General features: G+C 50.6%; 21 protein-coding genes and 2 tRNA genes. 11 read left to right on the top strand and 12 right to left on the bottom strand.

Annotated features, from left to right (window positions below; translation table 11 throughout):
- Positions 1–100: 100 nt before the first annotated feature.
- Positions 101–1,894: a M1 family metallopeptidase gene (locus FHS90_RS10380; RefSeq protein WP_182512993.1), complete on the bottom strand. Its 1,794-nt coding sequence runs from the start codon at positions 1,892–1,894 to the stop codon at positions 101–103.
- 255 nt (positions 1,895–2,149) lie between these two features.
- On the opposite strand from FHS90_RS10380, the gene FHS90_RS10375 reads away from it, so the two are divergent.
- Together FHS90_RS10375 and FHS90_RS10370 are read left to right on the top strand one after the other, a co-directional pair.
- Positions 2,150–3,841, top strand: coding sequence for a L,D-transpeptidase family protein (locus FHS90_RS10375; protein WP_246386872.1), 1,692 nt, complete (start codon positions 2,150–2,152; stop codon positions 3,839–3,841).
- Between the two features lie 669 nt (positions 3,842–4,510).
- Positions 4,511–4,951, top strand: coding sequence for a helix-turn-helix domain-containing protein (locus FHS90_RS10370; RefSeq protein WP_182512992.1), 441 nt, complete (start codon positions 4,511–4,513; stop codon positions 4,949–4,951).
- Between the two features lie 627 nt (positions 4,952–5,578).
- Here the strand turns inward: FHS90_RS10370 and FHS90_RS10365 are convergent.
- Both FHS90_RS10365 and FHS90_RS10360 read right to left on the bottom strand, forming a co-directional pair.
- A tRNA-Asp gene (locus tag FHS90_RS10365) sits at positions 5,579–5,652 on the bottom strand.
- A gap of 876 nt (positions 5,653–6,528) precedes the next feature.
- A tRNA-Asp gene (locus tag FHS90_RS10360) sits at positions 6,529–6,602 on the bottom strand.
- 235 nt (positions 6,603–6,837) lie between these two features.
- Here FHS90_RS10360 and FHS90_RS10355 point away from each other — a divergent pair.
- From FHS90_RS10355 to FHS90_RS10335, 5 genes are all read left to right on the top strand, one after another.
- On the top strand, positions 6,838–7,785 hold the full coding sequence (locus FHS90_RS10355; protein ID WP_066837973.1) for an acetyl-CoA carboxylase carboxyltransferase subunit alpha: 948 nt from the start codon (positions 6,838–6,840) through the stop codon (positions 7,783–7,785).
- A gap of 49 nt (positions 7,786–7,834) precedes the next feature.
- Positions 7,835–8,680, top strand: a complete 846-nt coding sequence (locus FHS90_RS10350; RefSeq protein ID WP_182512991.1) for an MBL fold metallo-hydrolase — start codon at positions 7,835–7,837, stop codon at positions 8,678–8,680.
- Positions 8,681–8,683: 3 nt separating this feature from the next.
- Positions 8,684–9,445 (top strand): patatin-like phospholipase family protein, encoded by a 762-nt coding sequence (locus FHS90_RS10345; protein WP_182512990.1) that lies wholly within the window; start codon positions 8,684–8,686, stop codon positions 9,443–9,445.
- Between the two features lie 166 nt (positions 9,446–9,611).
- A complete protein-coding gene (locus tag FHS90_RS10340) occupies positions 9,612–10,181 on the top strand; it encodes a hypothetical protein (protein WP_161947791.1) in 570 nt (189 codons plus the stop codon).
- A 78-nt stretch (positions 10,182–10,259) separates the two neighbouring features.
- Positions 10,260–10,808, top strand: coding sequence for a lysophospholipid acyltransferase family protein (locus FHS90_RS10335; RefSeq protein ID WP_066837961.1), 549 nt, complete (start codon positions 10,260–10,262; stop codon positions 10,806–10,808).
- A gap of 192 nt (positions 10,809–11,000) precedes the next feature.
- Here the strand turns inward: FHS90_RS10335 and smc are convergent, their stop codons facing one another.
- Positions 11,001–14,561, bottom strand: coding sequence for a chromosome segregation protein SMC (smc, locus tag FHS90_RS10330; protein ID WP_182512989.1), 3,561 nt, complete (start codon positions 14,559–14,561; stop codon positions 11,001–11,003).
- Positions 14,562–14,737: 176 nt separating this feature from the next.
- A complete protein-coding gene (locus FHS90_RS10325) occupies positions 14,738–15,130 on the bottom strand; it encodes an SDR family oxidoreductase (protein WP_281367893.1) in 393 nt (130 codons plus the stop codon).
- Between the two features lie 202 nt (positions 15,131–15,332).
- Here FHS90_RS10325 and FHS90_RS10320 point away from each other — a divergent pair, with 202 nt between their 5' ends.
- On the top strand, positions 15,333–16,133 hold the full coding sequence (locus tag FHS90_RS10320; protein ID WP_182512987.1) for a HipA family kinase: 801 nt from the start codon (positions 15,333–15,335) through the stop codon (positions 16,131–16,133).
- Complete coding sequence (locus FHS90_RS10315; RefSeq protein WP_066837955.1) at positions 16,111–16,494, top strand: DUF3037 domain-containing protein; 384 nt, start codon at positions 16,111–16,113, stop codon at positions 16,492–16,494. Before FHS90_RS10320 ends, FHS90_RS10315 begins: the two co-directional genes overlap by 23 nt.
- A 193-nt stretch (positions 16,495–16,687) precedes the next feature.
- Here FHS90_RS10315 and FHS90_RS10310 read toward each other — a convergent pair whose 3' ends face one another.
- The 6 genes from FHS90_RS10310 to FHS90_RS10285 form a co-directional block, all read right to left on the bottom strand.
- On the bottom strand, positions 16,688–17,059 hold the full coding sequence (locus tag FHS90_RS10310) for a lipoprotein TP_1001-related protein (protein WP_066835873.1): 372 nt from the start codon (positions 17,057–17,059) through the stop codon (positions 16,688–16,690).
- A 907-nt stretch (positions 17,060–17,966) separates the two neighbouring features.
- Positions 17,967–18,617 carry a response regulator transcription factor gene (locus FHS90_RS10305; RefSeq protein WP_066835871.1) on the bottom strand — a complete coding sequence of 217 codons (651 nt, stop codon included), beginning with the start codon at positions 18,615–18,617 and terminating at the stop codon, positions 17,967–17,969.
- A 5-nt stretch (positions 18,618–18,622) separates the two neighbouring features.
- Positions 18,623–19,408 (bottom strand): sensor histidine kinase, encoded by a 786-nt coding sequence (locus tag FHS90_RS10300; protein WP_182512986.1) that lies wholly within the window; start codon positions 19,406–19,408, stop codon positions 18,623–18,625.
- Positions 19,409–19,412: 4 nt separating this feature from the next.
- The gene (locus FHS90_RS10295; RefSeq protein ID WP_182512985.1) at positions 19,413–20,084 is read right to left on the bottom strand and encodes a hypothetical protein; all 672 of its coding nucleotides are present in this window, start codon (positions 20,082–20,084) and stop codon (positions 19,413–19,415) included.
- A 54-nt stretch (positions 20,085–20,138) separates the two neighbouring features.
- The gene (locus FHS90_RS10290) at positions 20,139–20,555 is read right to left on the bottom strand and encodes a hypothetical protein (RefSeq protein WP_182512984.1); all 417 of its coding nucleotides are present in this window, start codon (positions 20,553–20,555) and stop codon (positions 20,139–20,141) included.
- Between the two features lie 718 nt (positions 20,556–21,273).
- Complete coding sequence (locus tag FHS90_RS10285) at positions 21,274–22,047, bottom strand: hypothetical protein (protein ID WP_182512983.1); 774 nt, start codon at positions 22,045–22,047, stop codon at positions 21,274–21,276.
- A gap of 109 nt (positions 22,048–22,156) precedes the next feature.
- Between FHS90_RS10285 and FHS90_RS10280 the strand changes: the two genes are divergently transcribed.
- On the top strand, positions 22,157–23,149 hold the full coding sequence (locus FHS90_RS10280; protein ID WP_182512982.1) for a hypothetical protein: 993 nt from the start codon (positions 22,157–22,159) through the stop codon (positions 23,147–23,149).
- A gap of 123 nt (positions 23,150–23,272) precedes the next feature.
- Here the strand turns inward: FHS90_RS10280 and FHS90_RS10275 are convergent, their stop codons facing one another.
- Positions 23,273–24,076: a hypothetical protein gene (locus tag FHS90_RS10275; RefSeq protein WP_182512981.1), complete on the bottom strand. Its 804-nt coding sequence runs from the start codon at positions 24,074–24,076 to the stop codon at positions 23,273–23,275.
- A gap of 257 nt (positions 24,077–24,333) precedes the next feature.
- On the opposite strand from FHS90_RS10275, the gene FHS90_RS10270 reads away from it, so the two are divergent.
- A complete protein-coding gene (locus FHS90_RS10270; RefSeq protein WP_182512980.1) occupies positions 24,334–25,701 on the top strand; it encodes a sigma-54-dependent transcriptional regulator in 1,368 nt (455 codons plus the stop codon).
- Positions 25,702–26,131: the final 430 nt, after the last annotated feature.

Raw genomic sequence — 26,131 nt, 5'->3', positions numbered from 1 at the left:
CTGCCCACCTATAAAAAAAGGCCGATGGAGACATCGGCCTTTTTGTTTTCTGTTTTGGGGCTGATTTGGCCAAAACAGCCCCAAAACAGAAAAACGCCAATTAGCGGCCTTTCAGCAGGCCGGCAAGCGTGCCCGCTGTAACGGCATGGTAGTTGGGGCGGGCACGCTGGAAAATCTGTTGGGCTTTCTGAGTCCCGGCAGGGGTCTGGAGCAGCGCCGTGTACAGCGGCACCAGGAACTTGCGTCTACCCACGTGGGTAAGGAATTCCTCCAGGGCGGGGGCGGCAGGCGGGTAATCTGCTTTCACAGCCAGCAGGAGCCACTGCGCCAACAGTTCAGCATTGCCAGATTCAGTGAACCCACATGCCTGGTCCAGCGCCTCCAGTTGGTTCGCAGAAATGTTTTCGGGCAAAGCCCGAAGGAAATGGAGCCACTCATGGCTGCTCCAGGTGCCGGTCTGCAGTTCAGCGGTGGGGGTGCCCGCCTGCCAAAGCCGGAGCTGCGCCTCCACTTTCTCAAACAGGGCCGCGCGCGGGGCAGGGGCGCCGGGTGGCAGGCCGGGCTGGTAGATCCAGGCCTGGGTATTCGCCTTCTCCTGCAGCTCTTGGTTTCCGTTTAGGAGCTCCTTTTCCAAAAACAGGACAAAACGCGCGGTATCCATAGATTGGAACTGGAACGTACGGAAGTAGTAGGACACAAAGGCGTCAAACTTCTTCCGGCCCACCAGCTGCTCCAGGTGGCAGAGGAACAGGTTTCCCTTTTCATAGGCAATCTCGGTTAAGCCTTCGTCCGGGTCACGGTTTTCCAGAGACAGCCGGAGACGGGTATCACCGGGGGTGCCCTTCATTTCCTCAAATGTGTGCAGCAGGTCCTGATAGCCCAGCGTGTGCAGCATTTCAGCGTAAGCCGGTCCCTCCAGTTTCTCCATGATGCGGCGTTCAAAGTAGACCGTAAACCCTTCATTGAGCCAGAAATCATTCCAGGTGGCGTTGGTCACCAGGTTCCCGGACCAGGAGTGGGCCAGTTCATGGGCAATGAGGCTGGTGAGGGAGCGGTCGCCGGCTATGATGGTAGGGGTGACAAAGGTGAGCCGGGGGTTCTCCATACCGCCAAACGGAAAGCTGGGCGGCAGCACCAGCAGGTCGTACCTGCCCCAGAGGTAGGGGCCGTACAAGGCTTCGGCGGCCAGGAGCATTTCTTCCGCCTGGGCAAATTCATGGGCCGCCTGGGGTAAGGAGACGGGTTCGGCGTATACGCCGCATCTTTCCCCCACCGGGGCAAACGCCAGATCACCCACGGCTAATGACAGCAAATACGAGGGAATGGGCTGCTCCATCTGGAAGAAATACTCCCCCGTGGCGTTTTTCTGCTCCGGATTCTCGGCACTCATCAGGGGCAGCAGGTGCACCGGTACTTTCACCCGCGCGGTGTAAGTGAACCGGACGCTGGGGCTGTCCTGGCAGGGCAGCCAGGTTCTGGCCAGAATCGCCTGCGACTGGGTGAACAGGAACGGGTGCAGCTTGCCGGCAGTCTGGCTGGGCGCCAGCCATTGCAGCGCCGCTGAGGCCGGGGTGGTCTCAAAGAAGATGGTGAGGCGGCAGGTGTTTTCCGGTAACGGTATCACCAGTCCCTGGCCCAGAAAAGGTTTTGCAGGGGTGAGGGTGAACACCACCTCCTGCCCGGCACTAGTAACCACTTTCTGCACCGTTAGCCCGTGCACGTCTAGAATTACTTCTGAGGCAGCATGGTGGGCGAGGGTGTAGTTTCCTTTTCCCGTAATCTTCTGATTGTCAAAATCAACGGTTAACTCCCAGTCAACGTGGGTGATGCGGGCCTGAGCCGGTTGGGAAAAGCTGTGGGGGTCTATGGGGTGGGGTATATTGGTTAAGTCCATTCTTTTTTATGTTAAGCATGAAGTGTGCTATCACATCTGAGCAGATGGGTATGTGTTTAGTTGTAGATTTTACATGCAATATACCGGATGGTGTAAAAAGAAAGGCATGGAAATTGAATGTCATAGAGATAGCGCCTTTGGGTTGCTTTATTTTAATTACGCTATATCTGGATATAAGCTTATTTGTTTTGTCTAATTTTTGATAGGTTTTGCGCCTAACTTAATTTCTGTGAATCAGTATAAACCCCTATCTATATGAATGCTACCACCTATATGAATGCAAATACACCCTATACGAGAGTTCTGCTGATGTTGACCATGGTACTGCTGCTGCTAAGCGCCTGTGCCAAATCTGGGGAAAAACAACAGAAGAAGATTGCCCGGGCCGCCGCCCAGAATTTTCCGCAAGCCACAGACAGTGTGTTTGTAGTGAACTATGTGAAGCAGGAGCCTGAGTTTAAAGAACACCTGTCTCTGATGAAACTGTTCTACCGGGAACGGGGCTATAAGTTTGCCTGGTTTAAGGAAGGTGCGCTGGTGCCGCAGGCCTTTAAATTTGTGGAGGTCATTAAGCAGTCACATAAAGAAGGGCTTAACCCCCGTGATTATCTGGTGAAAGACTTGCCAGCCATGTTCCAGTCACTGGAGCAGGCCAAGAATGACTCCAGCCGCCATAAGCTCCAGGAGGAGATTGACGTGGCACTCACGGCCTCCTATTTTAACTATGCCTCTGATTTTTACCGCGGAACGGTTGACCCCAGAAGCATGGACAACATTGAGTGGGAGGTGAAGAAGAACAAGATCAAGCTGCACAAGGCCCTGCAAACCATTCTGAAGGAGCGGGAGAGCCGCTATCCCTACTATGAGTTTGAGGCGTTGCACCCCGGGTACATCAGACTACGGGAAGCCCTGAAGAACTACCGTCTGGCCAAGCAGGAGGGCGGATGGCCTAAAATTGAGGGCATTGCTAAAACGCTCAAGCCAAATGACTCTTCACAAGCGGTGCTGGCACTGCGGCACCGCATTTTGGGGAAAGCCGCTGCCCAAGCCAATAAATCTACCCTTTATGACAAAGAGCTGGCCGACGCGGTCAAACACTTCCAGATACGCCACGGCCTGAAACCAGACGGCGTTGTGGGCGGGGAGACCCTGCGGGTTATGAACGTGCCCATTGAGGAACGTATTGACCAGATTATTATTAACATGGAGCGCTGGCGTTGGGTACCCAAGCGGTTTGAAGACAAATATATCTTAGTAAACATACCGGAGTATGCCCTGCATGTGCGGGAGAAGGGCAAGGAGGTGCTGACCATGAAAGTGGTGGTAGGGAAAGAAATGCATGCCACCCCTGTCTTTAGTGATAAACTGGAGTATATAGTGTTCTACCCATTCTGGAACATCACCCCACAGATCTTGCGTGAGGAGATTGCCCCCGCCCAGGCGCGTAACCCCAATTATTTAGCCAGCAATGATATGGAGCTGGTGAAAGATATTGGTAATAACCAGGTGGAGGTTTTGCCTGCCTCTTCTGTTGACTGGACTACCGTAGATGAGAATTTCAAATACCGCGTACGGCAGCGGCCAGGAAAAAAGAACCCGCTGGGGTTTGTTAAGTTCATCTTCCCCAATGAGCACAACGTGTACCTGCATGATACCCCGTCAGACCACTTGTTCAACCAGACAGAGAGAGGGTTTAGCCACGGCTGTATCAGAATTGAAAAACCTTTTGAACTGGCCCAGTACCTGCTCAAAGACCAGAAGAAATGGACGTCTTCTGCCATCAATGCCGCCATGCACGGGGGGGAAGAAAAATACGTGAATCTATCTGCTAAGGTGCCGGTATACATTGTGTACTTTACCTCTTGGGTAGATGACAACGGTGCTATCCATTTCCGGGATGACCTGTATGGCCATGACCGGGATCTGGAATTGGCTTATTTTAAATAATTCTAAGATCTCTCCAGCTAGAAGGTCTTCTTGAAAAAGAGACCGTAAGAATGCTGCTCATGTTTTGAGCAGCATTCTTACGGTCTCTTTTTTGTAGGTGAAATTTGATAAGCAGCGGAAGTGTACAAAATGCCGGCCTCTGCCTAAAAAAGGTTCTCCTTAGGCCAAAGCTGTTGAACCTCATTTCCATCTACAACTCTGGCTAATCTGCGGAAGGAAAGAAGCTGAAGCTTCTGCCCACCCATTTTGAAAATGACAAGCACTTGCGCCTTCCTTCTCCCTTGAAAAAGGAATAGTTGAGACCAGTGTCATTGTGTCACCACACCTCAGCCTCATCTTCAGTATGCTTCCTGATATATCAAATCCGGATTTCAATGGAATATACTTTACCTATGTCTCTTAAAAGTAATTCAAAGTGAATAGGAAAACCTGTTTACAAATGTTTTACATTTGTAAACAGTCTCTTGTTTATGTAAACAGTAAATACTGCTCCCATAAATCAGAGAGGTGATGTCTGTTATATTAATCTGTAAATAAGGTAAATATGTGGTTTGTCTTCAGCCTGCCGTTTGGGTGAAATAAGCTACTTGTCAACAGAAGGACCAACCGTTTATTGTTTTAGCGGAGTTTAGGCCATCTCTTTTGCCACAGTTGTAATACAATGTACACATGAGTGATCTCTTACCTAAGATAAAGGAGTTAATGGACTGGAGCAGGTTGGGCCCCGCCGCCTTTGCCGATGAAATAGGAGTGGCGCGCCCGGTAATGAGCCACATACTCTCTGCCCGGAATAAGGTGAGTCTGGAGGTTGTGCAAAAATTGCTGGCCCGCTTTGAGGAAGTGAACCCCTTGTGGCTCCTGTTAGGAAATGGCGAAATGCTAAGAGAAGTAGCTAAGCCCTCTTTGATCCAGCAGCAAATTCCTGCTGCGCTTTCTCCGGAAGACTCAGCCCCACATCTTCAGAAAAAGGTAGAGCTACAGGAAAAAGTACAAGGGGGAGAAGAGTCACAAGCACAAGTGTCATCTGGGCCTGCGGGTAACGGGAGGGTTCCTGTGAAAGTCATTGTATGCTTCTCTGACGGCACGTTTGAAACTTTCAACCAACTATAATTTGAATATATCTTAGGTGGGCCTTTCTGGAAGGAGCAGGCTGCGGCTGGATGGTCAGGTCCCAAGTATTACCTGGCTTTGCGCCTGAAAATAGGAGTATTTTAAAAGAATCAAACATCATTGTTGGGTATTAGGGCTGGTCTTTTCAGGAACTCCCCTGTTGCTGCTTACTAGTTTCTACCTCACAATTTAACCTATCCGCTTGCCTTGCAGAAGCTGTTTCCTGTTCATGAGGAGTGGCTGAAATTTGTCATAGGTAGGGTGTGAAAGCTACTACCATTTAGCTTAAGCAGAACCTTGCTTTTTCCCGCCAACTCTGAAGTTAAAACCTGTATGGCTACTAACCCTTTCTAAAGTAATAGGAGCATTCAGTAAGGCGAAGCCTGGAAACAGTGATTCTGCTTGGCCAGGTGGCATGGGAGTGGCGGCTTTCAGGCTTGAATACAGCACGCATGGCTTGGGTGGGTACAAGAGGTTTTTAATGCCGTGGTTTCTTCTGGAACAGTGATGGACCGTAGATAGAAGCTCCTGGGGCTGGAGTTTCTTTGGCCTTTTCTCTAATGAGAAAAGGCGTGATGCGGAAAGGAGGGCATAAAAAAGCCCCTCGATTTCTTGAGGGGCTTCTAGCGGTCCGGACGGGACTCGAACCCGCGACCTCCGCCGTGACAGGGCGGCATTCTAACCAACTGAACTACCGGACCAACATCTTCCGGAGACCAACTATCTCCGTTTTGATGGTGCAAATATGGGGAGTTTAATATTATGATGCAAGAGCAGGGGAGTTAAAAGAGAAAAAAAATGCAGCGCCAGCACTCATTTCTGTTTTAGAACTCTTTTCTGTAAAACAGCCCTAAAACAGCTACAAGCACTAGTAGGGTAATAATTAGTAAGTTACAAGCCTGTTTTGCCAATGGGACAAAGTAGCAGGGGATTGCTTCTAACTCAGAAGCTGGTTGATTTTTTTTTCTTCCATTAAAGCGTCTTGTCTGGTGAAAGTAACTGGTTGTGTCATGCTGACCCTTTCTGAGAGCAAGAGGAGGTACTCTGATCAGGTTCTGGCACGCCCTTAGGAAATAGCCTCTATTAAGCTGTTGCCTGTAAAGAATCACTGATATTCTGTTCTGTTTTTGGCCTACTTTCAGGAAAACAGGCCAAAAACAGAAGCAACTCCTAACTGTGCAAAACCTCAACCTGGATCAGCCATAGAGGAGAAAGCCTCAAAGCAGAGGTGGGTAAACTCAAACGGGCTACCGTATTTTTTTTCGTCAATGGGGCTACAAATCACAGGCTGTGCCTGTCAAAGAAATCAGCTTCTTTTTTGGTGCTGATTTTCTGAAAACAGCCCCAAAACGATGTCATAGGTGGGGCTTACCCCTGAATTAATTCAGGATGGCGGGTAATAAAAAAAACTGATGCAGGAGGGATGCGAGTAAGAGCCAGTTAAATTGAAACCAAAAAGAAATTGATAACAGCTTATAAATACACAGTGCCAGGAACAATGAGCACGGGGCAGGTAAGGGAAACGCAGGGAAAGGAGGGCGTAAAAAAAGCCCCTCAATTTCCTGAGGGGCTTCTAGCGGTCCGGACGGGACTCGAACCCGCGACCTCCGCCGTGACAGGGCGGCATTCTAACCAACTGAACTACCGGACCAACATCTTCCGGAGACCAACTATCTCCGTTTTGATGGTGCAAATATGGCGGGTGAAATATTACCACGCAACAACAAGGGGCGAAAAAGTGTGAAAGAAAAACTGAAACAGGACTAACCTGTTCATTTTCAAACCGAAAAAATTTGCGTCTGTCCCCTTAAAATACCTTGTACTAAAGATCGTAAGTTTCGTTTACCTTTGTAGTCACACAAAAGCAAGACTCAAGACGCAACACTATGCTGTTAGATTTTGAACAACCTATCGCCTCGTTAGAAGGAAAGCTAGCTGAGATGAAGAAATTGGCCGCTGAAAGTCAGGTAGACGTAACCGAGGCGGTGCAGGCGTTAGAAGAAAAGATCAAGATACTCAAGAAGGAAACCTACGCCAACCTCACCCGTTGGCAGCGGGTGCAGCTCTCCCGCCACGTGGAGCGCCCCTATACGTTAGACTATATCAACCAGCTCACCACTTCTTTTATAGAGCTGCACGGCGACCGCAACGTGCGGGATGACAAAGCCATGGTAGGCGGTTTTGGCGAAGTAGACGGCAAGACCATCATGTTCATTGGTCAGCAGAAAGGCCGCAACACCAAGGAGCGCCAGTACCGCAACTTCGGGATGGCCAACCCTGAGGGGTACCGCAAGGCGTTGCGCCTCATGAAGCTGGCTGAGAAGTTCAACAAGCCCATTGTGACCCTCATTGACACCCCCGGCGCGTTCCCGGGGCTGGAGGCCGAAGAGCGCGGCCAGGGCGAGGCCATTGCCCGCAACCTCAAGGAGATGTTCATGCTCAAGGTGCCGGTAATCTGTATCATTATTGGGGAAGGCGCCTCCGGTGGAGCGTTGGGTATTGGCATTGGCGACCGCGTGTACATGCTGGAGAACTCCTGGTATTCAGTTATCTCGCCAGAGAACTGCTCCACTATCCTTTGGCGAAGCTGGAACTACAAAGAGCAGTCGGCTGAGGCCCTCAAACTCACCGCCAAAGACATGTTAGGCAACAAGCTGGTAGATGGCATCATCAAAGAGCCGCTGGGGGGGGCGCACGTTAACCCGGAGAAAATGGTGAAAACCCTCAAGAAAAAGATTCTGGAGACCATTGCTGAGTTAGAGGCCCAGTCGCCAGAAGACCGTATCATGTCCCGCATTGAGAAATTCAGTGAGATGGGGGTGGTGACAGAGTAGTTTCTGTTTTTGGCCTCTTTTTCTTAAAACAGACGCAAAACGCAAGCCTATGTCGTTCACGCTTTACCCAATAGAAACCGGAAATTTTAAACTGGATGGGGGTGCCATGTTTGGGGTGGTGCCCAAAACCATCTGGCAGCGTACCAACCCCGCAGATGAGAACAACCTCTGCACCTGGGCCATGCGCTGCCTGCTGGTCCAAACCCAGGACCGGCTGGTGCTCATTGACAACGGCATTGGTGACAAGCAAGACGCCAAATTCTTCAGCCACTACTACCTGCACGGTGATGCCTCCCTGGAGAAATCTCTCCGGCAGGCAGGTTTCGGCTTTGCCGATATCACCGATGTGTTTCTCACCCACCTGCACTTTGACCATTGCGGCGGTTCCGTGAAATATGGTGCCGGCGGAAAACTGGAAACGGTTTTCCCAAACGCCACCTACTGGACCAATGAAGACCATTGGCAGTGGGCCACCCAGCCTAACCCGCGGGAGAAGGCCAGTTTCCTCAAAGAGAATATTCTTCCAATGCAGGAGAGCGGGCAACTCAAGTTTATACCGGTAGGGCAGGAGGAGTTTTTGCCAGGCTTCGGGTTAACGTACGTAGATGGGCACACAGATAAGATGATGGTGCCGCGGCTTCAGTACAAAGGACATACACTTTGCTACATGGCTGATCTGCTGCCTTCAGTGGGGCACCTGCCGTTGCCGTACGTGATGGGGTATGATACCCGTCCGTTGCTCACCCTCCGGGAGAAGGAGATCTTTCTGAACAAGGCCGCCGATGAGCAGTGGGTGCTGTTCTTTGAGCATGATGCCTCCAATGAGTGCTGTACCGTAAAGCATACAGAGAAGGGGGTGCGGGTAGACCAGATCTTTAAGTTCTCAGAGCTGTAACCTATGCGGTTGGGGCTGTGTCTCTCTGGTGGCGCTGCCCGCGGGGTGGTTCATTTGGGGGTGATGAAAGCGCTGCGGGAATTAAATGTTCCCATCAATGTCATCTCTGGGGTGAGTTCAGGGGCCATTACCGCTGTTTTCCTTTCGGCGGGGTACTCCCCGGAGGAGGTGCTGCGGCTGGTACAGGAGCTGAATGTCCCTAAACTGATCAAGCCAGCCCTGAACAAGGGTGTGCTGCACAACCTGGCCCTGCAGAAAATCTTTGAACAGCACCTGCAAGGCAAAACCTTCGCTGACCTTTCCTGCAAAGTCATTGTATCAGCGTTAGACCTGGTGGAGGGCACCACCGTCTATTTCACAGAGGGGTCTTTGGTGCAGGCATTAATGGCGTCTTCGGCGGTGCCGGTGTTGTTTAAACCAGTCTCCTGGCAAGGGAAGCAGCTGGTAGACGGCGGTATAGCCAACAACCTGCCCGTGGAATGCCTTACGGGTGAATGTGACAAAATTATAGGGGTACATGCCAACCCCACACCCCATAATTCAGAAATACCCGGCATACGGCAGGTGACAGAGCGCATTTTCCACCTCGCCCTAAATGCCAATGTCAGGCCCCGCATTGCTTACTGTGATCTTTTTCTGGAGCCGCCTAAACTGAAGGAGTACCACATCTACGCCCTTAACAAAGCACAGGAGATTTTTGAGATTGGGTATGAGTACACCCTGTTGCTTTACAAAGAGATTCAAGCGCTGGTAAAGGAAGAGTAATAAAGATTAAAATCAAGATATAGTGCTATTATATACTTTGAATAAGGTATAAATATTAGAAGTGTTGCTTCGTATAAACCAAAAAAAAGATCAGGGTCATCTTAACATTGGTTATATGAAAAAAGCAATATACTCTCTCCTGGTACTTCTGAGTTTTTCAAAGGCTATGGCGCAAGAAAACAGAGGTACCTTAATTCCCGCTAAGATCATTCAACGATCTGTCATGGTAGGCGGGAGCATAACCGGTGCCTACCGGGATGTAAACAACAACTTTGGCAGTCAGGAAATCTCCAGCTCAGAGCAGCAGTTTGACTTTGATGTAAAGGCGGGCTATTTCATTCTGCATGATGTGGCCATAGGGGGGCGAGCCACCCTCAACCATACCCGCACTTCTACAGACGGCGGCAGTGACACGCGCCAGACGTATCTGCTGGTAGGCCCGTTTGTGCGGTATTACCTGAACAATGGTATTTTTGGGGAAGCCAGTTATTCTGTTGGAAAAAACAACGAGGCTAACTCACGTAAAACCAATATCTCAGAACTGAAGGGAGGGATAGGGTATGCCATGTTTATTAACCCGAAGGTGGCCATTGAACCGGCCATCATGGTGGCCCGGTATAAAGAGAAGCGAGCGTCTGGAGGAGAGAACAGCTACCTCACCAAGTTTGGCCCGTCGCTGAACCTGGGCCTGCAAATTTATCTTTTCAGGGAGCGCAAACTGGCGCTGCTCAGATAGTAGGGCTTCTTAAAGAAAACCAGCCAAACCGGCTGGTTTTTTTCGTAATATTGTAGCCTGTTCTGCTATTAAAAGAAAATGTTCGGGAAACTGTTATCCAAGATCATATTTAAAGTTGCCGGCTGGAAGCTAAAAGGCAACATTCCCCCTGACCTTAAAAAAGCCGTTATGATTGCGGCACCCCATACCAGCAACTGGGATTTTGTATACTCCAGAGCCGCTTTTTACCTGATGGATATTCCCGTGAGGATGACCATCAAGAAAGAGGCGTTTTTCTTCCCTATTGGGAACCTGATCAGTTCTATGGGTGCCATTCCCGTTGACCGGAAGAAGAACAACAACCTGGTCAGTTTCATGGTAGACCTGTTCAAAGACCATGAGCAGATGATCATGATGGTAACCCCCGAAGGGACCCGTAAATACCAGCCCCGCTGGAAAAAAGGGTTTTATCATGCCGCCATGGGAGCCGGGGTGCCTATTGTTCTGGGATTTCTGGACTATGCTAAAAAAGAGGCAGGGATAGGTCCTATCATTTACCCTACCGGCGATTATGAGGCTGACCTGGAGAAAATCAAAGCTTTCTACCGCACCGTTACCCCTAAGTACCCGGCGCAAGGCGTACGCTAAGAAAGTATTATAGTAAACAAAAAGAGCGTTTTTGACCTGTTTTCAGAAAAGCAGGCCAAAAACGCTCTTTTATTTTAGAAGATGTAGAGACTAGGCACCGCCTCGTTTCATACTCAATTCTCATTTGCGTGATTAGGAATTGAATGCGTTTCCGGGCTGTTTTAAGAAAAACAGCCCGGAAACGCCAAAAATTTACGCCGACATTGCCTCAACCTGGTCTGGTTCTGGGGCTAGTTCACGTAAATCTACTGGGATCACCCGTGACACACCTGCCTCCAGCATGGTAATGCCGTAAATCACATCAGTAGACACCATGGTGCGTTTGTTATGGGTCACCACAATGAACTGAGATTCACCAGAGAACTTCTTGACAATGTTGTTGAACTTGTCAATGTTGGCATCATCTAGGGGCGCGTCTACCTCATCAAAGATACAGAAAGGAGCCGGTTTCAAGAGATAGATAGCAAACAGCAGGGAGATGGCCGTCAAGGTTTTCTCACCGCCAGACAGCTGGTTAATGGTCAACGGACGTTTGCCCTTCGGGCGGGCCATGATTTCAATCTTTGATTCCAGCGGGTTGCTAGGGTCTGCGATGTACAAATCACAGGTATCTTCCTCGGTGAACAGCGAGCGGAACACCCGGATGAAATTCTCCTTGATCTGGTCAAAGGCGGTCAGGTACTTCTCCTTGGCCACGGTGTCAATCTCGGCAATGGTATCCAGCAGCTGCTGCTTGGCATCTACCAGGTCATTCTTCTGAGACAAGATGAACTGGTGGCGGGTTTCAATCTCCTGGTACGCCTCGGCGGCCATGGGGTTCACCGGGCCCACGTTGTCCAGCTTCTGCTTGATGGTGCTTACCTGCTGGCTCAGTTCCTCGTTGCTGATGTCCAGCTTCTCTGACGGGGCCTCGGCCAGTTCTTCCGGGCTCATGTTGAATTCCGCCGAGAGGCGCTCAATCACGGCCACCAGCTTGATGCGGGTGTCGGTGATGGCTTGGTTCATGCTCTGGAACACCTCATCTGTGTTCTGCTTCTTGCGCTGCAGCTCGCGTATGGTTTTCTCTTTCTCATCTACCTCACCGCGCAGCTGGAAATAGGCTTTCTCCACCTCGTCCAGTTCGCGGGCCATGTCTTTGCGAGCCACCATGCCTTCCTCTAAGAGGGCGGTCTGATCTTCCACGAACTGCTCCAGGGCCACGGTTTCATCTTCGGCTTTGGCCAGTTCATCTTGCAGCTGCACCAGGCGCTCCTGGTGGTTCATCACCGTTTTCTGCTTGTAGGCCAGTTCCTGCTGAATGCTTTGCAGGCGGTTCTTCAACTGGTGGAACTTGATGTTCTCCTGGTTAAAGATGCCGCCAACCTCCGTGATGATTTCATTCTGCTTCTCAAGCAACTGCGCCAGCCCCTGCAGCTCATTTTCATAGCCTTTCAGGGTGAGGTTCTTGCTTTCAGAGTCGGGGAGGAGGTCCGCCAGGGTTTCGCCCAGCTCCTGGATTTTCTCGAAGAGCTCGTCTTTTTTGCTGGCCTGGTTCTGCAGGTTGAGCTGGAACTGCTCATACCGTACCTTGTGGCTCACCAGTTCCTGTTGCAGCGCATTGATTTCGCGCTCCTGCAAACGTATGGCTTCGGCCTGGGTAGATTCTTTCTGGTTTTGCAAGACGTGCTGCAGCGTGCTGATTTTGCTTTTCATCAGCTCCTGCTCTTCTTTCAGCGCCTCCAGTTCTTCGGCCAGCTTCTCCAGATTTTGTTTTCGGCCCAACCGGTTGCCGTCAAACAGGCCCACCGAACCGCCCGATAAACTCAACGGCTTTTTAATCACCGAGCCGTCTTTCAAAATGTACGTGCGTCCGTCGCTCAGGAACAACTCCGTATCAGAAGTGCTGCTGATGTAGACCTCGTTGAGCATGTAGCGCAGCAGCGAGTGGTATTTTTCCTCGGCCTGCACCACTTCCAGCGCGGCTTTGTACTTGGGCGTGCTCAAGGTGGCGGGCATTTCCAGGTCTTCCACCTCAGAAAGAATGATGAAGTTGGCGCGGCCCTTGTTCTGGTTGTTGAGCAGGTGAATGGCTTCTACCGCATCTGTGGGCGTGTCTACCACGAAGAAGTTCATGTACGGCTCCAGGTACGTCTCAATCACCGCCTTGTATTCCTGGTCGCAGGAGATGATGTCTGAGAGGAGCGGGGCCGGCTTCTGCCAGGTCTTGGACTTGTACAGGAACTTGATGGCATCTGGGAAGCCTTCCAGGTTGTCAACCAGAGATTTGGTAAGCGTGTACTGGTTTTTCTTGGAGTCCAGCTGACGGTTGATGTCAATCAGTTGCTGGCGGTATTCCTGCAGCGTTGTCTCCGTCTTGGTCATTTCCTCCTGCAACTGCCGCTCGGCTTCCTGCAAGGCTGTCAGCTTCGCTTGCGCTTCCTCCAACTGCTCCTGGGTTTCGGCGAGCGCCGATTGGTATTGCTCGGCCAGCTGATTTTCAGAGCCTTCCATCTGCTGCATGCGCTCCAGTTCGGCGCGGTGCGTCTGGATTTGGACCTGCGTAATCTCTATGCTTTTGTTCAGAGAGAAGACCTCGTTCTGCAGTTGGCGCTGGGCCAGGGTTTTCTCCTGCATTTCCTTCTGAAGGTCATTTTTCTGCTGGTTCACATGCTCCAGTTCCTTCTTGGTCATGTTCAGCTGCTCCTCAGAAATGAGCAATTCCTCCTGCACCTGCTCCAAATCATTCTGCAGCTGGCCCAAACTGGCCTCGGTCTGCCCGATATTGGCGGTGTCCTGGTTAATCTGCTGGTGCAAGGTGCGGGCACGCTCTTTCAAATAAAGATTCCGCTCGCTCTTCAGCTTAATCTCATTTTCTAACTGCCTTAGCTGGCTGGTATGCTCGTGTACCTCTTTCTGGGTGTTCTGGAGTTGCAGTTGGGTACGGTCTACCAGCGTTTTCTGCTCCTGCACGGCATCTTCCAGCGCGGCCAGTTCCTCAGAATATTCGCCCTTGCGGTCGGTTTCTTTTTTGAGTTCGTTTTCCAGCCGCTCCAACGCCTCCTGATGGTGGCCAATGTTGCGGCGGGCGTACTCCAAACTCAGTTTCTTGTATTCGTCTTTCAGCCCAATGTATCGCTCGGCAGTTTTGGCTTGGCGTTCCAGGCTTTTTAAATTCTTTCCAATCTCAAATAAGACGTCTTCCACGCGCTCCAAATCGGCATCCGTTTCCTCTAACTTACGGAGGGTCTGCTTCTTGCGCACCTTGAACTTGGAGATACCGGCGGCTTCCTCAAACAGGTTCCGGCGGGAGTTGTCCTTGTCGGTGAGGATATCATCCACCATCTTGAGCTCAATGATGGCGTAGGAATCTGACCCGATACCCGTGTCCAGGAACAGGTCATTGATGTCTTTGAGGCGGCAGGTGACGTTGTTGAGCAGGTATTCGCTCTCGCCGGAACGGTAATAGCGGCGGGTGATGGTCACCTGCGAATACTCAGTGGGCAGAATGCCTTTGTTGTTGTTGAAGGTGAGGCTCACCTCAGCCAGCTGCTGGGGCTTCCGGTTTTTGGTGCCGTTGAAAATCACGCTCTCCATCTTGTCAGAGCGCAGGTTGCGGGTTTTCTGCTCGCCCAGCACCCACCTGATGGCGTCTACAATGTTAGACTTCCCGCAGCCGTTGGGCCCCACAATGCCCGTAATGCCGCTGTCAAAATTGATGGTGACTTTATCGCCGAAGCTCTTAAAGCCTTTAATCTCTAATCTTGCTAATTCCATGCTTCTCGGCCAAGGTATTTGGCTCTAACCTCAAATTTACAAAAAAAGTGCAGGTAGTGTGGCCGAATGGAAAATTCAATTGTGGGTAAAAGTAAAAAAGCCGGCTGTTTTCGGCCTGTTTTTCCAAAAACAGGCCGAAAACGGAAAACCAATTTACAAAGAGCCGCAGCTTTACTTTAATTCATGTGCTGTCCGCCGTTTATGCTGAGGTTAGAACCCGTAATGAACCCAGATTTGTCTGAGATGAGGTAAGTCACGGCTTTGGCCACTTCCTCAATATACCCCAACCGGCCCACCGGAAATTGCGCCACAATCTGCTCCCGTATGTTCTGCGGAACGGCCGTGACCATTTCGGGTTCAATATAGCCCGGCAAGATAGTGTTCACCATGATGCCGTACTTGGCCAACTCCAGCGAACTGGTAAAAGTTTGAATACCCGCTTTGGCCGCGGAGTAATTGGTTTGCCCAACTGCCATGTGTTGAGATAAAACAGATACAGCTGTAGATGAGACAGAAAGGCTATTTTTTTGGAAGTATGTTTTTGGCCTGTTTTTAAGAAAACAGGCCAAAAACGGCAAACGAGGCTGATGGGATAGGGAAGACCTAAACAATAACGCTTACCTCTCTAATGATGAAGAGGGCAGTAGTGCATTTTTAAATGAGGATGGCGTTTGTCTCTGGATTGGTTATGTCAGATAGCTGAAAGTTCTGCGGAAAATAGGCACCTTTGCAGGCGGCTCCTTCATTGGGTGCCGCCAACAGACCAAGCCTATGAAAGATTCTCCACCGGAAATTAGGACCGTGCAGGTGACCCGCTACGTCACCCCGCTGCGGGAGGGCGGCTCCCTGCCCGCCATTGTTGAGGCAGATGATGACTTTCTCTACGTGCTCAAATTCAGAGGCGCCGGGCAGGGGATCAAAGCTCTGATAGCGGAGCTGATCTCTGGCGAGATAGCCCGCCTGCTGGGGTTGCGCGTGCCTGAACTGGTGTTTGCCCACCTGGATGAGGCTTTTGGCCGCACCGAGCCAGATGAGGAGATTCAGGACCTGCTCCGGTTTAGCGAGGGGCTTAACCTGGGCCTCCACTATCTCTCCGGGGCCATCACCTATGACGCCCTGGTGAATACTGTGACCCCGCTGCTGGCCTCACAGATAGTCTGGCTTGACTGTCTGGTGGTCAATGTAGACCGAACCGCCCGCAACACCAATATGCTCATGTGGCACAAAGAACTGTGGCTGATTGACCACGGGGCCGCCTTTTATTTTCACCACTCCTGGCCAAACGTGGAAGAGCAGGCCAAAAAGCCATTTGTGCAGATCAAAGACCATGTGCTCCTTCCCAAAGCCAGTGAGCTGGAGGCGGTAGACCAGGCATTCAAACAGATCCTGACCCCTGAGCGGCTCCAAGCCATTGTGGCGCTGGTGCCAGATGAATGGCTGGCGGGGGAAGACTCCCCGTTCACTACGCCAGAGGAAAACCGGGCTGCTTACGTCACTTTTCTGGAGACCAGACTGGCTCATTCAGAGGTATTTATTAACGCCGCGCAACATGCAAGAAAAGCACTTATTTGAGTATGCCGTAATACGGGTGGTGCCGTGTGTGGCGCGCGAGGAATTTCTCAATGTAGGGGTGATTCTGTTCTGCGCATCACAGGGCTTCCTGCAGACGGCCTATAAACTGAACGAGGAGAGACTGCGGGTCTTCTCCGGAGAATTGGATGTGCAGGAGCTGGAGCAGCGGTTACAGGCGTTTGTGAAAATTTGCGCCGGCAGGAGAGAGGGCGGGGTGATTGGGCAACAGGCCATTGCCTCCAGGTTCCGGTGGCTGACCTCGGCGCGCAGTACAGTGGTGCAGCTTTCCGCCATTCACCCGGGGCTGTGTGAAGATCCTCAGGCAACCCTGCAGCGGTTGTTCTCCCAGCTGGTGCGGTAGTTGGCTGCGTTCCTTAACAGACACCTGAACGTGCTAATTTGGGGAGCTTACGGGGCTGTATCTGAGAGACTGGCCATTATATCCTGTAGCCACTTATAACTTACATGCGTTTTCGGCCTGTTTTGGGAAAAACAGGCCGAAAACGCATGTAAGGAGCAACAATTGGTTCGTTGTATGGTTCCTGCCCTTTCTTTCAACCCAATTGATTATGCGATCTGGATGAGGCCATAACCCCTTCTAAGGGCAGGAGGCACAGCTGCTGCGGTGAAATACCACGGTTGGTCCAGAGGCAATCCGTCTTTCCTAGAAATACCTTGTGCAGGGGTTCCCCCGTGTTGATAAAAGCCCGCACATATTTGCCTGAGCCCGTGTACAGCACCAGATAGTCTCCTTTTTCCACTTCAACCTCTGGTAACGAAGGGAAAGGAAAGTAAGCGCTGTGCGCAGAGGAAACGTGAAATGCCAAATTTTTCAGGTTCCCGGCTGTGAGCGCCTGCAGAAAAATGTATTCACTGTTGGGGTGTTGACCATCTCCTTCGTGTATTCTGATCAGGTTCAATTTCATGGGGTAGAGCTGTTAAACGGTAAGTCACGGGTTCTCACTGAAGGGGAATTCTGTTTTCGGGCTGTTTTTAAGAAAGTAAGCCGAAAACAGAACTGCCAAGCCCACACGTGCCAAGTGCTGTTCTTGTCTGTAGGTTTTTCTCTCTCCGGGGCGGGTTAAAAGAAGACGCCTGGGGCTGTGGCAGTACTTGTTAGATTTTGCAATATATGAGAGTCGGTGTCATATTCATTTCCAGTAATAAAGCTTAGGTAAAAGGCCCCTGGTGGTATCTTGGGTTGGTTTAGAAGACCCGCCTATTGCGAGAAGTCTCCTGGCCAACGGGAGGTGTAGTGTTGAATGAAATTTGAAGATAGAATTTGTGATTTGTTTGAGAGATAGTAGATACAACCAGGGGCCTGTAAGGACCGGATTTGCTGTTCAGGAGCAAATGCCCGGACTTGTTCAATATGGCAGCGTACCTAGTGCCAGATATTGACGGGAAGGGAGTTTATTTTCTTGGGGCCATTCAGGCAGAAATATTTTAATGGGTTTTAGTATAATTTCAACGCTGGTGCACTTTCAGCTTTCGGCTAAAAGAAAGAGGGTCATTCTTCACAGGAACTTTCAGAGAGAGAAGTTGCTGTGTCTGTTTGATGTGGTAAAGGTACCGCAAGCAGTGGCAACGAGCTATTAACTGAGGGTGTGAAAAATCACATAAGGTGCGTGTGAATTTTCCAGAGAGGGGGAAACGTACGCTTTGACAAGCTGTGATTGGGAGAGGAGAAGAGGTTTCTGTTTCCGGGCTGTTTTTTGAAAATCAGGCCGAAAACAGAGAGAAAAGGGGTTATAGCTTAGGGCACTTGCGCACTCGTTTCCACCACCGTTAGATGAACGTACTCTTTGCTAAGTTAGACGTTGAAGCAAAAAGTTAAACTACCTTGAAATAGCCTTTCTTGATGGCGTACATGGCCAGCCCCACCCTTGAGGCAACCTCCAGCTTTTTGAACAGCGTTTCCCGTAAAGCCTCTACCGCTCTGGGGGTTACGTTCAGGAGCGGTGCAAAGGATTTGTACGGGAGTTCAGTGCACGCCAGTTTCAGAAATCCTATTTCCCGTTCAGAGAGCTCCGGTTCAGACGGGGTATTTGAGGTAAGCCCCTGTTTCAGGATCTCAGTGACGCTGTTGGAGTAGTAGCTCCCGTTGCCCTCCAGCGCCTCCAGGGCCATGCGCAGCTCTGACGTATCTGCATTCTTCAGGACGTACCCATCTACGCCGCACTTGAGCATCCTGAGTACGGTCTCCTCCTCGTTGCTCATGGAGAGCGCCAGTATTTTCATGTCCGGGTAGTGCTCCTGGAGCCAGCGGGCGGTTTCAAAACCATCCATCACGGGCATGCTGATATCCAGCACTGCAATAGACGGCAGGTTGTCTGGGGAGAGCTTCTGAATGAAGTCTTTGCCGTTCTCGGCCTCCAGCGTTATGGAATAGCCACTGAATCCGTTGATGATTTCGGCCATTCCTTTCCGGAAGAGTTGGTGGTCATCTACCAGGGCCACTTTGGTGGTTTGGGGAGCGTGCATGCGTTCTATTCTAAAGGTAAGTCTATTTGTACCAGCGTGCCGGAGCCTGTTTGGCCCGTAATGGAAAAGGAAGCGCCAATCAGGCCCGCCCTGAAATTCATGTTCTGAAGCCCGGTGCCGTTGAGAGGCGGCTCAGGAGAACCCTCCGTGTTTTTTGCCAGACCTCTTCCATCATCCAGCACGCGCAAGGTCATTTGCCGGGGGGTGAATTCCAGCTGGGCCGAGATGCAAGAGGCGTCTGCGTGTTTGAGGCTGTTGTTCAGGGCTTCCTGGGCAATCCTGAAAAGGATGAGCTTCTTCTCGGGGAGCAGCCCGGCCTCCTGGCCAATTATGTCAAACGAAGTCTCAACGGCCCCCGTCTTTTTGATTAGATCTAGCTGGGTTTTAAGGAGTGAGGCCAACGGCTGCTGCGACGCATATTTGCTGTTGAGGCGCTTGGAGAGGTCCCGTAAATCACTGAGGGCCTGGTCTACCAGTTCTTTGCTGGTGGTGATTTTCTGCCGGTGGTGGTCCTGCAGGGCGTTCTCCAGCGAATTCATGTTGAGCCGGGCCAGGGAGAGGATCTGCCCCACGTTGTCATGGATTTCCTGCGCAATAGAATGGAAGGTCTGCTCCTGCATCTCCAGCTGCGCCTTCAATATCTCTTTCTGGTAGGTTTCCGCTAAGCCCTTCACCTCGTCCTGGTATTCCAGCCTTCTCTTCTGGTAATAGAAGACCATGAACGCAATAAACAAAGCCAGCAGCACAAACAGGGCGGTGCCTACGGCTACAATTAAAACTACATCGGGCATGCCGTTACAAAGGTCTGGGGTACGGTTTTAGCGGGGTGGCCACCTTAGGGGGCTCTCTCTTCACCAGGAAAGATATCAAGAAAGTGAGATTCAATAAAATCCCGAGGAAGACATTGATCAAATAAATAGGACGTGCCCAACTATAGGACTGATGGATGAGGTAATACATGAGCCCGTCTACAAACACGTTGCCCAGGGAATAGAACAGCAGACCCGTACTGATCCAGAACATGGGTTCCCGTTCCAGACTAGAGACTTTTACCCCAATAAAGACTTCTCTGTAGTAGAAGAGCACCCAGGCCACCACCAGCACATTCTTCAGGACACGGGCGTAAGAGTTGTATTCCAGAATTGTCTGCACCGTTAGGAAGAAGATCAACACCGCCACCACATACACGGGCAACGTGAGAAGAATAGCCCTGCGGATTCTTTTCCCACTTAGGGCCACGTAGAAAACCCCGGAAAGAAACAGGTACTGCAACGGGATGAGCAGGTGATAGAGAAAGGAATTGTTGATTTTTTGAAACATCAGGTGCGCGGCATAGGCCTCTACCAACAGCGTGATGGCCAGGCAGAGACCCAAGATCTTCTGCGGGGTGTCCAGGTGCTTGAACCGGAGGCCCCATACCACAACGCTCAGGGCTAAGAAAGCAAAATAGATATAAACAGACCACATAAAAAAATGTCTGGCGGCACGGTCAACAGACCCGTGCCGCCAGAGGAGAAGGGGTTAAAGAGTAGACAGGAACTCGTCATTGGAGCAGTTTGACATAGGAGGGCAGGCGCAGCAGTCATCTGCGTACACGGCCTCTTCTGAGGTGTCTGGGGTACCGTCTGCCGTGATGGGTGCCATAAAGAGCTCATGCTCCCCGTTTTCTTTAATCCCGTAGTACACCCTGATAAAGTTGCTTTGCGGGCTCTCCTGAAGCATTTCCAGAATAGAGGCTACCGTGAAATTGGCTGCCCGCAGCATGGTGTTCTCCTGAGGCGGCTGTAAGGCTGCCAGGTAGTGGTAATAGCGGTCACATCTGGCCTTGAGTTCCGCTACCGGGACCTGCTGTCCCTCTGACTCATTTTGGGTTGGCTGCGTGAACTGGCAAAGTGGGGACTGAGTCTCTGTGGCGCTGGCCGTTAATAATTTGGGCATGGGTTTAGATAGATTGGGATTAGTATGCTTTACAGAAGAAAAGAATCTATAGTATTCTTTCAGGTGGCGTTTTTTTAAGGAAAATAGAATAAAGAAATACAGTGAACAGCTTTGCGCCGAACGAAGTTGACAACCACCTTCCTTAGGGGTGTGTGAAGATAGGAAGCCGAATTATTTTTTTACATGATTTGTGAAAAATCACATACTAAACGTGAGGGCTTTGGCAGGTGAACGCAATACGTTAATTCGTTGCCGCACGTCCCCCTTCAAAGCCATGGGGCGGTGGGGATAGCCTGCGGAGGAATTCCCGTTTTCGGCCTGTTTTCCGGAAAACAGGCCGAAAACGGGAATCTGCTGAGAATATACCAAACCGTCAATCGCAGACTGCCGACACAACAGCTAATCAAAGGCCTGCTTTCCAGCTAGTGTTTTCCAGGGATGAAGAAAGAGAAGGTGTTGGGAAATACGCAGTTCATTAGAGGGAGAAGCTATCATGAGGGCGTGCTTAGAGCATGAAACGGTTTAGCGTTTTCCCTTCCTCAAATGTGCTGGACTGTGTCTGGCCATGTCATGGTGCCAGCGTGTTTTGGGGCTACTTTCCCAAAAACAGCCCGAAAACAGACGTTTTCTTATCCTGAAGATATAAACAGACGCGTGATCTCCTGCAAAAATCAATATTCAACCCAACAGTTATGCTGTCTTTCGGTACAAGCTTGTTCTAGCTACATGGCGCAAACTCCACGGTCAGCACATCGGCCTTTTTCCATTGCACCCAACCTTCAAAGGGTTTATAATCAGCTAGGTCGCCCTGGCAGTCTTTGGAGGACTTGATTTGGATGCTGTCGTTTTTGATGGCGGTTACCTCAAACACCTGGTTTTTGCTCTGGGGGGCGTGGGGCAGCAGGTTGCAGTCTTTGAGCCGGATGTTCTGATTTTTGAGATATTTTTCCCAGGTGGAGAAGGTGTACTTAACGTCGGCCTTGGCCACTTTCCGTTTCTCTTTGTTTAGGTAAATGATCAGGTACTCCGGGTCAGTGCTGGGGGCTTCGGCGTCAAAGTCAAACTGGGCGACATCTGCCTCGGGCACCAGGCCGCGGGCCACCACCTTCCGGGGCAGATCTGTGGTGTAGAAGGTGTTGTCTTCGTTATAGACCAGGTTGGTATAGGGGGCGTCATCCAGATAATAAATGTCCAGGCGGTCGTTGAGGTCCAGCTGAATGGAAACCACGCCTGCGCCGCGCATTTTATCCTCGGTGAACGAACTGAAGGTGTCGGTTTGGTACAGAAGCGGCTCTGTGGCGGCGCAGCTGGTTACATATTTTTCGGCGGAAGGAGGAGAGGTAGCGGCCGGTTGGTCTTGGGTGCTGGCTGCTTCCTGGGGGGCCTGGCTTGCCGTCTCCTGGCTTTCCTGGCTGGTGCAGGCAGCGGTGAACGTAAGGCCAGCCGCCACCAGGAATATCTTTACCGCCTGATTGGAGTATATAGAGTTCATCAGGGGGAACTGCCTGTTTCTGAAACCATTGCTACCGCCTATGAAACGCCTTGTCATCTTGGGTTTGACTGTACTGTTTTTCATTCTGTTCTTAGATAAATGTACCAGCATGAATGTTCTTTCTACATTTAAGGAATCTGGACTGAAAGATTTACCCAGTTTAAAGGATGATGTCCGTTCAAGAAACTATGAAATCAAACGCATAAGCAAAGAAGCCTACGCCAACATCACCTATGATCCCGTGGGCAACTATTTTCTCATCATAGATAATTTTACCATCAGGAAACTAGACGCGGCCGGTAACGAGGTCTTCCAGCTGGAAAACTCCCAGATGTACCTGCCGCGGTTCACCTCATACGTGTTTGACAGCACCGGGGTCTACGATTTCTCATCGCAGAAAATAGAGAAGCAGCTTTTTAACCGAGTCCTGAACCTGGACCAGAGCCTGGACAAGGAGGAGTGGCAGAAAACCTTTGATGACCTGTACCAACATGCCGATGTGGTTCTCTTTGGCGGCTACACTGATCTCTACCATGAAGATGACCCTATCTTTCTGCGGATAAACGGGGAATGGGTTCTTTTGATAACCACCCCGCAGGAAACGCGCCTGCAGGAGATAGAATACCGCGCTGGAATCCGGTTTGAGGGCTACCCCGCCAAGCACAACCACCTCTCCCTGCTCAAAGACACCCAAACGCAAGCGTATTCAGATTTTGAGGGCACCAGCGACCGCTACCTGCAGACGTACCAAGATATTACTCTGAAGGAGAAACAGGTAGCGTATCCCACTGACCGGAACATCAAGATATTGTCTTATGAGAAGCAGCGCGTTTATTCAGAGTTAGCTTATACGCCCATTCCCATTGCCTGGACTTGCGAGGTGGGAAACAGTCTTACAATTGGTGGAGAGGAACTCAAATTCAGGTGCGGGGGAATCAAGAAGTTGGGCCTGTTCAATGACGTAGACACGTTTCTCCGCTGGTACTCGGTGCCCCGGGAATTTCTGCCGCGCACGCACGTCAGCTTCCTGAAATACAGCTTCCCCTCAAATGAACAAGCCAGTGAGAATAATGGGTTGTATCTGGTGCGGAAAGTGGGGTAGTTTAAAAGGAGGATAGGAATTTTAAGGAGATTTAGATTGTCTTTCTTTAAACTGTATCTTTTGATATAACTCGAGGAGGTGACCAGAAGAAATGCGCCTAATTAAGTTTAGAAATTAATGAAATTAGCGTTTAAACAGTGGTATCCCTCTCTCATCATATTTAAGCTGCCACGTGTTCTTGTGAGAGAGATAGGTGGTATTATCATCTACATCTAATAGTTTGGTTTGATGACTGCGGAAATTATTTTTAGAAAGGGAGCGGTAAAAGGTGTCATCAAACATATATAACTGCCGAAGCGGGTTGGGTGTCGTGTCATAGTCCCCGAATATATTTGTGTAAATGGAGGCAATTTTGCCGTTGCTGCGGTAATTTCTGGTTTCTATCTCAGAAAGGTTCCCCTGGGCGTCAAAGGTGAACTTCTTAGTATTTTCTTTGCGGTAATTGCCTGAAGAAAAGACCACATATTGGGTTAAACTGTCTAATTGACCTTTACCACTGTAGAAATACCTCACAGAATCTATACGGTCTATGTCTTGTACCCACAGTACTTTATAATCTGGTTGGTTTGCCTTGTTAAGTTTTATTAGAGTTTCAGTTTCTCTTACAGTAAGTTCAGGGTGGCGGCTTAAGCTTGTCAGTCTAACGGTGTTGCCATGGTATACTATCGTATCATAAATGCCAGACTCATAGGGGTCGCATACACTTAATTGGCATCTGATCTTCCAGCCGCGCCGGGTTACCCTACCGCTATTATCATGTTGGAGAGAGTAAGAATGATAAATTTGGTCCTGACCATCTCCATTAGAAGATACCATAAAACTTCTTTCATAGCTGTCAATAATTGGGGAAGGGGCTACCTCCTCTTCCTTATCGCAACTGAACAGCATAAATGGAAGTAATCTGAACAGGTAGAGTTTTAATTTCATAAGACAGCGGATTAATCAATACTATATAAAGGGCAAGTTAAGAAATTAATATATAGAATTTTACTGCCATTTTGCCGAGACGCATCAAATAAACTTTTGAATTTCAAAGCTAATTGAAAACTATAAATAGATCTGAAATTGAACAGGAATCTTGGGGCCTATTTTTGTGCTCCTATTGATGTTGGGGTAAATAGTATTCTTCAACTTCTCCTTTTCTCCCTCCAACTCCTTAGCTTCGCACCCACAAACCCATGCTCATGGCAAAATACCCGGGAGAACTATTGCTGATTGACGATGAAGAGCGCCTGCGCCACGTGTTGGGGCGGGTGCTGGAACTGGAAGGCTACCACGTGCGGCAAGCGGCCACGGCCCACGCAGCGCTGGAAATGCTGCAACAGCACGCCCAAGATGTATGGGTGGTGCTCTCTGATGTGAAGCTCCCCGATGACCACGGCCTCAACGTACTCCAGAAAGTAAAGCAGAAGTACCCGCAAGCCGAGGTGATTCTCATGACCGCCTACGGCACCATCCAGGACGGGGTGACGGCCATGAAGATGGGCGCGTTTGACTACCTCACCAAAGGCGACTCAGACGACCAACTGCTGGTGGTGGTGGAACGGGCCATGGAGAAAGCCAGCTTGCAGCGGCGCATCCGGGAGCTGGAGAAACAGGTGGGCGTGAAGTACAGCCTGGATAGTATTTTGGGTACCTCGCCCGCGTTGCGGCAGGCCAAGGACTTGACGGCAAAAGTAGCACCTACAGATTCCACGGTATTGCTGGAAGGGGAGACGGGCACGGGCAAGGAACTCTTCGCGCAGGCCATTCACCAGGCCAGCAGCCGGCGCGGCAAACCGTTTATGGCGCTTAACTGTAGCGCTTTTCCCAAAGATTTGCTGGAATCGGAGCTATTCGGGTACAAGAAAGGTGCATTCACGGGAGCCATGCAAGATAAAAAAGGCCTGCTGGAGGAAGCCCACACCGGCACCCTGTTTCTGGACGAGGTAGGCGAAATGCCCGCCGAACTGCAGGCCAAATTCCTGCGCGTGCTGGAAACCCAGACTTTCACCAAACTTGGCGACACCAAACCCATCCAGGTCAACTTCCGGCTGGTAGCCGCCACCAACCGCGACATGGCCGCCGAAGCCGAGGCCGGGCATTTTCGTCCGGATTTGTACTACCGCCTCTCGGTGTTCAAGGTGCGGGTGCCCACGCTGCGCGAACGCAAAGAAGACATTCCCACGCTGGCCAAATATTTCCTGCAAGTTTTCGCCGCCAAGCTCAACCCACGGCTGCAGCACCTCAGTCCCGAGTTCGTGCAGAAGCTGCAGGCCTATCCCTGGAAAGGCAACATCCGGGAACTGAAGAACGTGCTGGAGCGCGCCGTCATCCTCGCCGAGGGCGATACCCTCACCCCCGACTTCCTGCCCTCTGAGTTCTGGTCCTTGAACACCGCTGCAGGCACAGTGGAGAGCGACACCGCCCTGAGCACGGTTGAGAAAAACCACATCCGCAAGATCCTGGCCCAGACCGGCGGCAACAAAACCGAGACCGCTCGCCTGCTCCACATCGGCCTCACCACCCTATACCGCAAGATTCAGGAGTACGGCTTGGGAGAGGTTCACTAAAACTCGCTTGGTGTATTTGGTGCTAGTATCTGTAGGGGCTTCCGTTTAGCGGCTGTTTTTCTGAAATCAGGGCAAAAACAGTAAAATGATTCGTCTTTGATTTCTTCCACGCTTGCGGTACAAGTCTAATGCCGATTAACCCACCCCTACCCCTCCCAGGAGGGGAGTTTCCGGCATCGGTAGCAGAAAAGGGAAAGTTGGCAGAAGGAAGCAATGTCCAGTTTTAATCACGCATTCCGTCCCCCTTGGAAGGCAAGTCTGGTAAGCTTACCAAAAAGCAAGCTCTTCCGGATTTGCAATCCGGAAGCAAATGAATCGGGGATTTGTAATCCCCGATTCGGGACTGTTTGAACTACATCGGGGATTACAAATCCCCAGATACTGAAGTTCGGAATTGCAAATCCCGAACAGCCGAGTGATACGCATTCCG

Source organism: Rufibacter ruber (genome assembly GCF_014138425.1).
In the GTDB taxonomy this organism is placed as follows: domain Bacteria; phylum Bacteroidota; class Bacteroidia; order Cytophagales; family Hymenobacteraceae; genus Nibribacter; species Nibribacter ruber_C.
Note: the sequence above shows the minus strand (reverse complement) of the source record. Positions and strands in the feature narration are given on the sequence as shown.

Bases quoted from the DNA above. Each gene is read 5' to 3' on its own strand.
- FHS90_RS10380 (WP_182512993.1), bottom strand. From the start codon at position 1,894: ATGGACTTAACCAATATACCCCACCCCATAGACCCCCACAGCTTTTCC.
- FHS90_RS10375 (WP_246386872.1), top strand. From the start codon at position 2,150: ATGAATGCTACCACCTATATGAATGCAAATACACCCTATACGAGAGTT.
- FHS90_RS10370 (WP_182512992.1), top strand. From the start codon at position 4,511: ATGAGTGATCTCTTACCTAAGATAAAGGAGTTAATGGACTGGAGCAGG.
- FHS90_RS10355 (WP_066837973.1), top strand. From the start codon at position 6,838: ATGCTGTTAGATTTTGAACAACCTATCGCCTCGTTAGAAGGAAAGCTA.
- FHS90_RS10350 (WP_182512991.1), top strand. From the start codon at position 7,835: ATGTCGTTCACGCTTTACCCAATAGAAACCGGAAATTTTAAACTGGAT.
- FHS90_RS10345 (WP_182512990.1), top strand. From the start codon at position 8,684: ATGCGGTTGGGGCTGTGTCTCTCTGGTGGCGCTGCCCGCGGGGTGGTT.
- FHS90_RS10340 (WP_161947791.1), top strand. From the start codon at position 9,612: ATGGCGCAAGAAAACAGAGGTACCTTAATTCCCGCTAAGATCATTCAA.
- FHS90_RS10335 (WP_066837961.1), top strand. From the start codon at position 10,260: ATGTTCGGGAAACTGTTATCCAAGATCATATTTAAAGTTGCCGGCTGG.
- smc (WP_182512989.1), bottom strand. From the start codon at position 14,561: ATGGAATTAGCAAGATTAGAGATTAAAGGCTTTAAGAGCTTCGGCGAT.
- FHS90_RS10320 (WP_182512987.1), top strand. From the start codon at position 15,333: ATGAAAGATTCTCCACCGGAAATTAGGACCGTGCAGGTGACCCGCTAC.
- FHS90_RS10315 (WP_066837955.1), top strand. From the start codon at position 16,111: ATGCAAGAAAAGCACTTATTTGAGTATGCCGTAATACGGGTGGTGCCG.
- FHS90_RS10310 (WP_066835873.1), bottom strand. From the start codon at position 17,059: ATGAAATTGAACCTGATCAGAATACACGAAGGAGATGGTCAACACCCC.
- FHS90_RS10305 (WP_066835871.1), bottom strand. From the start codon at position 18,617: ATGCACGCTCCCCAAACCACCAAAGTGGCCCTGGTAGATGACCACCAA.
- FHS90_RS10300 (WP_182512986.1), bottom strand. From the start codon at position 19,408: ATGCCCGATGTAGTTTTAATTGTAGCCGTAGGCACCGCCCTGTTTGTG.
- FHS90_RS10295 (WP_182512985.1), bottom strand. From the start codon at position 20,084: ATGTGGTCTGTTTATATCTATTTTGCTTTCTTAGCCCTGAGCGTTGTG.
- FHS90_RS10290 (WP_182512984.1), bottom strand. From the start codon at position 20,555: ATGCCCAAATTATTAACGGCCAGCGCCACAGAGACTCAGTCCCCACTT.
- FHS90_RS10285 (WP_182512983.1), bottom strand. From the start codon at position 22,047: ATGAACTCTATATACTCCAATCAGGCGGTAAAGATATTCCTGGTGGCG.
- FHS90_RS10280 (WP_182512982.1), top strand. From the start codon at position 22,157: ATGAATGTTCTTTCTACATTTAAGGAATCTGGACTGAAAGATTTACCC.
- FHS90_RS10275 (WP_182512981.1), bottom strand. From the start codon at position 24,076: ATGAAATTAAAACTCTACCTGTTCAGATTACTTCCATTTATGCTGTTC.
- FHS90_RS10270 (WP_182512980.1), top strand. From the start codon at position 24,334: ATGGCAAAATACCCGGGAGAACTATTGCTGATTGACGATGAAGAGCGC.